General features: G+C 45.1%; 7 protein-coding genes. 3 read left to right on the forward strand and 4 right to left on the reverse strand.

Annotation, left to right across the window (positions count from 1 at the left end; translation table 11 throughout):
* The first annotated feature begins 128 nt into the window (after window positions 1–128).
* A complete protein-coding gene (locus F6K51_RS34190) occupies window positions 129–263 on the forward strand; it encodes a hypothetical protein (protein WP_293029644.1) in 135 nt (44 codons plus the stop codon).
* 349 nt (window positions 264–612) lie between these two features.
* Here F6K51_RS34190 and F6K51_RS34195 read toward each other — a convergent pair whose 3' ends face one another.
* From F6K51_RS34195 to F6K51_RS34210, 4 genes are all read right to left on the reverse strand, one after another.
* Window positions 613–2,022: a flavocytochrome c gene (locus F6K51_RS34195; protein WP_293029647.1), complete on the reverse strand. Its 1,410-nt coding sequence runs from the start codon at window positions 2,020–2,022 to the stop codon at window positions 613–615.
* Complete coding sequence (locus tag F6K51_RS34200; RefSeq protein WP_293029650.1) at window positions 2,015–3,334, reverse strand: Coenzyme F420 hydrogenase/dehydrogenase, beta subunit C-terminal domain; 1,320 nt, start codon at window positions 3,332–3,334, stop codon at window positions 2,015–2,017. The genes F6K51_RS34195 and F6K51_RS34200 overlap by 8 nt, the downstream gene beginning before the upstream one ends.
* A gap of 2 nt (window positions 3,335–3,336) precedes the next feature.
* Entirely contained in the window at window positions 3,337–4,545 is a 1,209-nt protein-coding gene (locus F6K51_RS34205) for a pyridoxal phosphate-dependent aminotransferase (protein ID WP_293029654.1), read from the reverse strand.
* Between the two features lie 236 nt (window positions 4,546–4,781).
* Window positions 4,782–5,786 (reverse strand): hypothetical protein, encoded by a 1,005-nt coding sequence (locus tag F6K51_RS34210; RefSeq protein WP_293029659.1) that lies wholly within the window; start codon window positions 5,784–5,786, stop codon window positions 4,782–4,784.
* Window positions 5,787–6,851: 1,065 nt separating this feature from the next.
* Between F6K51_RS34210 and F6K51_RS34215 the strand changes: the two genes are divergently transcribed.
* Complete coding sequence (locus tag F6K51_RS34215) at window positions 6,852–7,739, forward strand: D-isomer specific 2-hydroxyacid dehydrogenase family protein (protein WP_293029662.1); 888 nt, start codon at window positions 6,852–6,854, stop codon at window positions 7,737–7,739.
* A gap of 551 nt (window positions 7,740–8,290) precedes the next feature.
* Window positions 8,291–8,443 (forward strand): type II 3-dehydroquinate dehydratase, encoded by a 153-nt coding sequence (locus tag F6K51_RS34220; protein ID WP_293029666.1) that lies wholly within the window; start codon window positions 8,291–8,293, stop codon window positions 8,441–8,443.
* The last annotated feature ends 16 nt before the right edge of the window (window positions 8,444–8,459 follow it).

An 8,459-nucleotide genomic window follows, 5' to 3' on the forward strand; every position in this document is an offset into this window, starting at 1 on the left:
TTTAAGTGGGAAACCCGACCCATCACCAGCGATGGCTTCCCGAAAACAGGACGAGCAGAAGAGGTATCGGCTGGAGTTTACAGTAAGGTCTTTTGACTATGCTTGTTGAGTTTTGTCAGTCAACCAGCATGAGGTACACATTAGTTTTTACCTCTTCCCTCTTCCCTCTTCCCTCTTCCCTCTTCCCTCTTCCCTCTTCCCTGCTCCCTGCTCCCTGCTCCCTGCTCCCTAAAAACCAGAAAATTGTACCTCACAAGTCGTAGAATTGCTATACAAATATTGAGAGGGAGAGCTGAGGGGGTGACATGCAAGCTAAAATCCTTACTGGGTATTGCGTTCAGCCGATCTGTAACAAAAAGATACATGCTGTTTTGGCCTGACCTTGGACTTCGTTATAAGGGTTTGAGCTTGCCATTACATCATTCGTAGGGTCAATTTGCCAGTTTATCTTTCCTAAGACAACTGGCATCAAAGCCTTATCTAGTAAGCTTTTCAGGGCTCATGTCACCCCTTCAGGAGGGAGAGTCAATCATTTTTACCATTATTTTTACCATTAGGGAAAGTTAATTATTATTACGATTCAAAAATGCATGTGATTGGTCACTGAGGCTTCTAGGAAGGGACTTGAGTGTGGGTTGCAGCTTCTCTACCCGCGATTCGCCCAAAAACCAGACATTCCGTGATGGCACACCCCCCTAGACGGCAGGCTCCGTGAATACCGCCTGTGACTTCTCCTGAAGCATATAGCCCGATAATCGGGTGATCGCCTTTCCCCAGAACCCGCCCGCGAACATCAATTTTAAGGCCTCCCATAGTGTAATGGACTTTAGGCCATAATCGAACGCCATAAAAGGGGGAACTCAACGGCTTGGCATAATCCCGTATAAATTTACCAAACTCTGGGTCTTGATGCTGCTCCACAAAGGAGTTATATCGACTGATGGTTTGGTTCAGTTTCTCTAAGGGAATCTGATACGTGCTTGCTAAAGATGATAGGGTCTCAAATTTTTTCACCACGCCTCGATCTAAATCAGGTTCGATATCAATGCCAGAACTTTGCATTCCCGCAGCATCGGCAATACCAATACAAGGATGACCAATTTCTAACAACTTATCTGTCCACCGTTTACGATCAGCGAGTTCATTAATAAAGCGTTTTCCAGTCACTGGATCAACCGCTAATCCATAGGCTAGCACCGTATAGCTAGCAAAGAGTGGAGCAATGCCATAGCCTGTTTCATCTGGAGAGACCCAGGGAGCAAGCTGAATCTGATCCAAATCGAGGCACTGGGCACCAATTCTGATGGCTTCTACCAAGGCTTCTGCGCTGGTATTGGGAACATTAGTGTGATCCAGATTGGGGGGGAGATGGGGGGCGTATTGCTGCCGAAAAGCGGTATCTCCGGAGAAGCCCCCTGTTGCTAAAACGACTCCCTGGTTAACGTTAATCTGCTGGATCGGAGCTGAGGGCTTGGTTGTTTGCACTTCTACTCCTGTGAGGATCGGATGGGTATCTGTCTGGGAGTTTACCAGTAATTTGCTCAGGCGAGTTTGGGTTCTAATTTCGACCCCGAGTTGCTTGGCTTTAGTCAACAGTGCAGTGATCATGGCGGCACCTGAAACGTCTTCTGGTGTGTGGTTGCGAGGTACGGAGTGGCCACCATACTGATCCACTCGATCTTTGAATTTCACACCAAGTTCATTCGTGAGCCACTCGAAAGTGGGGTAGGATTGCTCGATCACCTGCTGAACCAAGCGCGGATTGTTTCTCTGTTCCCCTGCCTGGCACATATCTGATTTCAACAGGCTAAAAGAGTCTTGGATGCCTTCTCTGGCTTGAATCGGAGAACCCACAACGGTCAAAGTTCCTCCACTAACAACTGAGTTACCGCCGAGGCTGTTTTCCTTCTCCAAGACAATGACGGATGCACCCGCTTGAGCCGCAGCGATCGCCGCACTCAGACCGGCAAAACCACTCCCGACCACGACAACATCCGCGATCATGTTGTGAGTATCAGTCATATGATTCACTCTTCTGTGATTTGTTTCTCTGATGTTCATGGGTGCCAGCCGGTTCACCCAGGCGGCCATCTTTAGCCCGCTCCCTTGCTCCCCGTGCTTCTTGTAGTAACTGCTTCCAATCTTGGGTTCGAGCCAGTTCCTCCAGGCGCAGCCCTTCTGTTCTGGGGGTTTTTAACCCGGCTGCCCGCATTCCCACATATCTCGCCCAGGCACCATTTTTCTTACGTACCTGGTGGGGCTGAAAATGATCTAGATCGCGAAAAGTAATGTCTTTTGCTATCGTGATCGCCCCTGCTGCGATCGCCTTTTCCCAGAGGTCTTGTCCCTTTTGAGTCCGCACCATGATGGCATTAAACCCTTCATCTTCCCCCTGAGGGTCTGAATTCGGCCAGCAGTCTCCGGCCACCAGATCGGCAACTTCACCGATGGCATCAGGGCAAATTTTACAGCGGGGTTGAGTGCCCCATGCCATCTTATCCTCCCAGAGTTCCTGGTAGCTGATGGAAAAAGTCCGGTTATCCTGGGTGACGAGACGGGTCGGACCGGGATTGCCATAGCCCCGGTAACGAAAGGATTTGAGATCGGCTTCTGTCACATTAAAGCGATCGCAGACCTGCACAAACTTTGACAAATCGGACATTCCCCCACAGAAAAACGATAGACAGTAGCGCACCAATTCCTTGACTCGTGGATCATGTTCTCCTAGATTCCGAATTGCCGTAATATCACAGGGTTTCCCCACCACTGCAAACGGCCGATTTAGATTGATAACATCGATAAAATTCACTAACGATACACCCGGTCCATAACGAGATCCAGATGCGGCTAAGACACTGGCCGCATCAAAACTCAGGCAAGGGGTAAATAACATTGGTCGCTCTTGGGATGCCTTCACGTGCAGAATAAAATCTACCGATTTGGATTCTAGTAGATAAAGCGACAATGCGGTCAAAACCCCACCGGATGAACCCCGGTAGCGAATATCCGGATCGGCAGCATAACCAATGTGGAGTTGAGCCGCCGCCCCCCAAATTGGATCAATCACTGCACCATCGGCTAGTAATGCTGGATCTGCACTGTGCAACTGTAGACCCGGGCAGGTGGCATTAATGGTTTCTAGTGCTTGATCGCTTAAGTTGGGTTGAGCCATCGGACGAGTTCGCCCTTGTGGAGTCATCACGATTTTAATTGCACCCGGTTCAGCAAGACTCTGACAGAGACCACATCCCATACATAGACTGGAGGTAACGATCTGATCGATTGAAATAGGTGCTGCTTCAGATTTCTCTTTGAAAGTTGTATGTTCGATCACCACTAGGTTGCTTTCAATATATGACTTTTGCCCAACTTGGATACTGTACTACGTCTACGTGACTGCTGTAGGGATTGTTCTGAGCCAAGCAGATAGCCTGCAAGCCTGGTTAAACCGGTTTCAATGTGATGGGCTGGGCTGGCAAAATTTAATCGCAAAAAGGCATGATCGTGATCATGAAAATCAATGCCAGGAGTGGAACTCAGGGCATAATTCTGAGCCAGATGCAGGGATAATTCCATGGCATCTTTTTCTGCCTCAGCCACATCTACTAGCGCAAAAAAGCCTGCTTGAGGGTGAGTTCGCAGTTTTAATCCAAGGCGTTTGGCTGTGCGCTCAAACAGTAACCAATTATAGCGCAACAGATATCGGTGTTTGCTCACCAATTCATCCCAGTGTTGTATCAGGTTCTCCGCAATCAGTTGGCTGGGTAAACTGGTACACATATTGAGAACGGCTTTGACGTTGGTCATCAATTCCACCTGTGATTCAGGCACAATCAAATATCCTACCCGGACACCAGCAATTGCCAAGGATTTGGATAGACTGCTAATTATCAGATGACGGTCAGATAAACCAATGGCACTGGGAATGGGTTCATCGTTGAGGGGTAAAGCTTGGTAGACTTCATCAAAAATAACGGGAACACCTAAATTAGCGATCGCTTCGAGCTGATGGTCTTGCAAAAATGTACCGTATGGATTGCTGGGTGAATTGATCACAATTGCTTTAGTTTTATTGGAAATCTGGTTTGGCAATTGTTCAATATCAATGCAATAGTCATCTCCCATGGGAGCTAAACGACAATTTACCCCAAAAATCTTGGCTAATACGTTGTAAGCTGGATAGCAAGCTTCAGATAGGATGATTTCATCTCCCTTATTCAGTAGCATTGCAAATGCAAGGGTCAACGCACCAGAAGCACCGTTCGTAATGCAGACCCGATCTGGGCAGAGATCGTAATCAAATTTTTCCTGATAGTAGCCGCAGATGGCTTGACGCAAACTGTTAATACCATTGATATTGCCGTACCCGACGTGGTGACCGAGCAGCACACTATCGATATTGACATCCACGTGCTCAAATGGGTTAAAGGAAGAAATTCCCTTACCAAAATTGATAGGTTCCAGTCCTTGATGATTGGCGCGATCAAAAACCTCCATAATGATGTCCATTGCTAGGGGCGGACATGATACGTCACTTTCAGGCATAACTATCATCTTGATCTTTTTAAGCTTACTGTTCAATTGGTTTTATCCATGCTGTCGTAATAAGCAGGTGCACAAAATTAATGACACATTTTACAAAGCTCAAACCTTTACAAGGTAAGCTTTACAGAGATTACGATTAGGCAATTAATTCTGTGTATGTGCTTAACTTTGTTCAACAGAATCAAACTTATTTTTTTATGTTGAACAAAGTTATAGTCATGAATTCATCAGGTTAATCAAGGGATCATTATGTCTAAAACTGAATCAATGTTCTTATAATGCTGACGGGGAAGTTTTTCGACTTTTTTATTCAGAGTGTCTGGATATTTTTCCAGCAATTGATCACACCAAACCGGATCAATATTTTTGGCAGCGAGCAATCGATAACGTTGACGTGTCAACGAATCAGGGTGCCTCAAAGGCAAATGCTTTTGGCAAAAATCCGTGACTTCGGCTTGAATCGACTGCCCTGAGGATTGCAAATCGTGGTGAGCCAGATACCCACCTAATGGCGTGTTCCCTCCGGCTAAGCCAAAGCCCTTTAAAGTGACATCAATCCAATCACAACCCTGGGCAAAGGCTTGGTTAGAGTTCTCAATTGCATATCCCAAAGTATCGTGGGCATGAAACCCTAACGATTGTGGGCAAATCTCTCTGACTAATGCCATCATGGCGTTAACCTCATGAGGATAAAGTGCCCCTCTAGAATCAGCTAGGTAGACAATATCCACGTTTTTCGATGGGGCAATCGTTCTGAGCAGACACTCAATTTCCGCCAGTGAATAGGATGAAACACAGATCAGATTTAAACTGATTTTGAGATGGCTGGATTGTTTTTTAAGATGATTAGCGATTTCTAATGCCTTGTCAACCAGATCAGCGGTACAGGGCATCCGCAGCAGCGAGATCTGGTCTAACTTGTCAGCTACTGCTGCCTGCCAGTTATCCTCGGCTGGATTGAGCATACAAACTAAAGACATCTCAGGATATAACTGCTGAATCTCTGCTAAAAACTCTTTTGGGCAACCATTCACTGGAGATGTCATTCTGTCGGGTGTGCGTAGAAAACCCACCTCAACTTGACTCAATCCCTGATCCTGTAAAAAATTCAATACGCTTTTGGTTTCTTCTAATGAAAATTGCCACCGATTTAAATAGCCCCCATCCCTTAGGGTTACGTCTAGAATGTTACTGACTGCAATCCTTCGCCCTAGACATTGAGGTGATTGTAAGCTTTGCATCAGTTACTATTGTTCCTTTAACTACCTGCACCATGACCAAGCACTACCTCTGTAAAATTATTTTGGAATTATCTAGGTAGACTTAAACAGCCTATTAATAACATAAAGTGAGCATTCCATACAAGTTAGAGCTGATTTATAAACTCGCTGTAATCCTTGTAGGATAAGGCTTCCATTAAACTAGAACACTTGAACTACTTAATGCTAAAATGCAATCATAGCAAGGCTTTCAGGCTTCTTAATATTTAATTTACAAATTAGCTCTTATACAGGGTAAGAGCATCTCAATCAACTATGACAAAAGGATTGTAGAACGTAAAAATTAAGTCTAGTTGACTGAGAAAACTAATCAACCACGTACTGCTACGTTGGCATTTTGAATTCCAGTCGATACCATAGTTGAGCATGTTGTTTTCGTGAGGCCATCGCCGGGTCAGGATCATGATTACTCACGTGCGACCCGTGGCGAATTTAATTCTTAATGGTAAGAGCGCACCTATGTGAAACGAACCCGACGAATCAGTTTCCAGGCATTTTCCCTCGGAGGCTTTGACCCACTCCAAACCAAATCCGACAATAGCTGTTTCCTCGTGCGCCAGTGTGTATCTACCCACCGACGAAAACTGGTTTCAACGACATGGGTAGGGAGTTTTTAAGCAATGGGGCACTAAGTTTTGATAAAATGAATACTTAAGGGTACACGCAACCAGTTTCGATGTCGCTGTAATCTAATCCTAGCAATATGTTCAGGCATTTTTTTTAACTGGTCTGTCCCGATGTAGTATTATTGTTCCACAGTACTATAAGCTAGAATCGATAGCACTTTTGAGCACCTTTAGTATATTTGTACAGGGGAACTTTAGTGCTTATCGCAATGCCATGTCTTGCCGTTTTGTTCATTGGCTCTAGGAAAATCCGGACGTATTTATCAGATATAAAGCGAGTAATGGCTATATTTGGGCGCTTATTTGGCTAAAGTCCCAATAAGCCAGGGGCTTGAGATCCCGTAGCTGACCAGACTAAGTGATTAGAGGACAATCCAGAGTGGTAAAAAACTGTTTATTTGTGAACAATCGGGAACCATACCCTGAAACCTGTTTTGACTCAATTCCAGGTATTGCAATGGTGTGGTATCAGGATCATTCAGAGGGCTTTTCGTTAGAAGAGGCGATCGCCAACAATCCGGATACTCATATCCTCATCACCACGTTGATGGATTGGAGTGCAGCTAACTTGCAAAAACTCCCGAAGCTGGAACTGATCATCACCATTACCACAGGCACAGACTATATTGATAAAGCCTATTGCCAACAGCATAATATTAAAGTGCTCAATACCCCTGGCTTCACTGGAGCCTCGGTTGCTGAACACGCAGTTGCGTTAATGCTAGCTGCCGCCAAGCGGTTGGTGGATTACAATCACAAAGTTCGTACGGGTGATTTCCAAATCTTTGAACATCAGGGAATTGAACTGTTTGGCTCTCAAGTGGGTATCATCGGCATGGGGACAATCGGAACCCAGGTGGCTCGTATGCTGCAAGGCTTTGGCATGAACATTGTGTACTGCAACCGCAAGCCGAAAGAAAGCAACCTGGCTCAACCCGTTGATCTAGAGACGTTGTTAAGTACAAGCGATATCATTTTCCTCACCCTATCCCTCAATGCTGATTCCCACCATCTGCTCAATCACAACACCTTTGCTAAAGTCAAACCAGGAGCAATTCTGATCAGTATCTCACCGGATGATCTGATTGAATTTTCTGCTCTACAAGAAGCCCTAAGTAGTGGCAGGCTCTCCTATGCAGGGATGGACATCCACCATGAAGATTCACGTTTTATGACACTGCCTAATACTGTTCTGACCCCTCGCCGTGCATGGTACACTCAAGCCGCATTTGAACGACGGATCCAGATTTTCACCCAAACCCTCGGAGATTACATGAAAGCACATTGACACTCCCCGCCCTATAAGAGCGGGGATTCTTTAATCAACAACTCAGCTTGCTCAATCAGGCCGGAACCAGAAAGAGTAGAGGCCGAATCTCCTAAAGCGTTTAGATAATGGATCTAGGTTTCGGTGTGCCCCACCGTACCTTTCTTTTTTATAAAAAGATAGATACTTTTTTAATCTAACTTTTTTCATAGACGTTTAAGTCGTTAGACCAAATTACGCAATATGTATCTCGTACATATTTTTTACGTTGCCTACTTATTGATTAGATAGTATTTATCTTGCTTTTTAGTTTATTGTTTATAATATTATTTTAACACGCTCTGTAAAAACTGTCAAGTTTTAGCTTAAAAAGAAAGCCGTCCTATAAGGACGGGGCTTTAAACCCAATTTTTTCGGTAACGAACCCGGTTGGGTGTCACCCCCGACTAAAGTACGGGGGTCTATGATCGATATCCATTGACAATGATTCTGCAAGATTTGGAGGTGAAAAACTTTACAACTTTCCTCCCTTGGTTAAAACCCAGGGGTATCCAAGTTAACGGAGGTTATTGATGAAATTTTTACTCATTCAAGGAGCTAACCTGAACTCACTGGGCTATCGTCAGGGCAACACCTATGATGATACCACCGCTGAACAGCTTGATCGGATGCTGAAGCAACACGCCAGTGACTTTGATTATGAACTGGATATTTTCTATACCTAGCAACCACGTTGATCGA

It is taken from the genome of Moorena sp. SIO3I8, from assembly GCF_010692325.1.
GTDB lineage: Bacteria > Cyanobacteriota > Cyanobacteriia > Cyanobacteriales > Coleofasciculaceae > Moorena.

Coding starts and splice junctions, on each gene's coding strand:
- F6K51_RS34190 (WP_293029644.1), top strand. CDS start 129: ATGAGGTACACATTAGTTTTTACCTCTTCCCTCTTCCCTCTTCCCTCT.
- F6K51_RS34195 (WP_293029647.1), bottom strand. CDS start 2,022: ATGACTGATACTCACAACATGATCGCGGATGTTGTCGTGGTCGGGAGT.
- F6K51_RS34205 (WP_293029654.1), bottom strand. CDS start 4,545: ATGCCTGAAAGTGACGTATCATGTCCGCCCCTAGCAATGGACATCATT.
- F6K51_RS34210 (WP_293029659.1), bottom strand. CDS start 5,786: ATGCAAAGCTTACAATCACCTCAATGTCTAGGGCGAAGGATTGCAGTC.
- F6K51_RS34220 (WP_293029666.1), top strand. CDS start 8,291: ATGAAATTTTTACTCATTCAAGGAGCTAACCTGAACTCACTGGGCTAT.